The sequence below is a fragment of the Kitasatospora sp. NPDC091257 genome, from assembly GCF_044757675.1.
GTDB lineage: Bacteria > Actinomycetota > Actinomycetes > Streptomycetales > Streptomycetaceae > Kitasatospora > Kitasatospora lactacystinica.
Map to the genome: position 1 here is coordinate 1 of NZ_JBIVVI010001666.1, position 1,480 is coordinate 1,480.

The 1,480-nt window shown below is 73.6% G+C and carries 1 protein-coding gene; it reads left to right on the forward strand.

All coding sequences use genetic code 11. The features are described from left to right. Window positions 1–1,480 (forward strand): AMP-binding protein (locus ACIQOV_RS41135; RefSeq protein WP_401056223.1); only part of this gene is annotated, 1,480 nt, incomplete at both ends.

The following is a 1,480-nucleotide window of genomic DNA, read 5'->3' on the forward strand; positions in this document are numbered from 1 at the left end:
CTTCCGATCTGGCACCGCGCACCGGACCCCGGGTCTGTACATCAACACCCTGCCGATCCGGATCGACGCCACCCGGCCGCTGGACGCCGGACTGCGCGCCGTCCAGGTCCAGTTGGGCGAGCTGCTGCGGCACGAGCACGCCCCGCTGACCCTCGCCCAGCAGGCCACCGGAGTCCCCGCGCAGAGCCCGCTGTTCACCTCGCTCCTCAACTTCCGGCACAGCCCCGGCGCCGCGAACGAAGGCACCGGCCTCGCCGGGATCCGGGTGCTGTACGGGCACGAGCGGACCAACTACCCGCTCACCGTGTCGGTGGACGACACCGTCGTCGGCTTCCGGCTCTCCGTGCAGGCCGTTCCCGCGATCGACCCGGACGTGGTGTGCGGTCTGCTGCACACCGCCGTCGAGAACCTGGCCGGAGAGCTGGAGCAGGACTCCCGGATCCCGCTCGACCGCGTCCCCGTCCTCGGCGACCGGCAGCGCGACCGGCTGCTGACCGCTTGGAACGACACCACCTCCGACGTTCCGGCCGCGACCCTGCCCGAGCTCTTCGAGGCGCAGGCCGCCCGCACCCCGGAGGCCGTCGCCCTGGTCGCCGCGGGCGGGAGCCTGACGTACGCGGAGCTGAACGCGCGGGCCAACCGCCTGGCGCACCTGCTGGCGGCCGACGGCGTCGGCCCGGAGCACCTGGTCGCCGTGTGCCTGCCGCGGTCGGCCGAGCTGGTCGTGTCGCTGCTGGCCGTCTCCAAGACGGGCGCCGCCTACCTGCCGCTCGACCCGGACTACCCGGTCGAGCGCCTGGCGACGACCCTGGCCGACGGCCGTCCCACCGCCCTGGTCACCGACAGCGCGACGACGGACGAGGCCCTGACGGCGGACGCCGGCGTCCGGCGGATCGACCTGGACGCGCCGGATACCGCCAACGCCCTTGGCGTACAGCCTGTTTCGAACCCGGAACGCCCCGGCCACCGCCCGGAGAACCCGGCCTACGTCATCTTCACCTCCGGCTCCACCGGTCGCCCCAAGGGCGTCGTCCTCCCGCACTCCGCGCTGAACAACTTCCTGGCGGCGATGAACCACCGCCTGCGGGTCACCGAGCACGACCGGCTGCTGGCCGTCACCACCATCGGCTTCGACATCGCCGGACTCGAACTGCACCTTCCGCTGGTGTCCGGCGCCGCCGTGGTCCTCGCCGACCGCGACGAGGTCCGCGACCCGGACGCCCTGCGCGCCCTCCTCGGGCGCGAGGCCGTCACCGTCATGCAGGCCACGCCCAGTCTGTGGCGGGCCCTGGCGGACGACGACGTTCTGCGGTCCGTCCGGGTCCTGGTCGGCGGCGAGGCGCTCCCCGGTGAGCTCGCCCGCACCCTGGCGGGCACCGCCGCCTCCGTCACCAACCTGTACGGCCCGACCGAGACGACCATCTGGTCCACGGCCTCGGACATCTCGGCGGACACCCCGGTCTCCATCGGCCGGCCCATC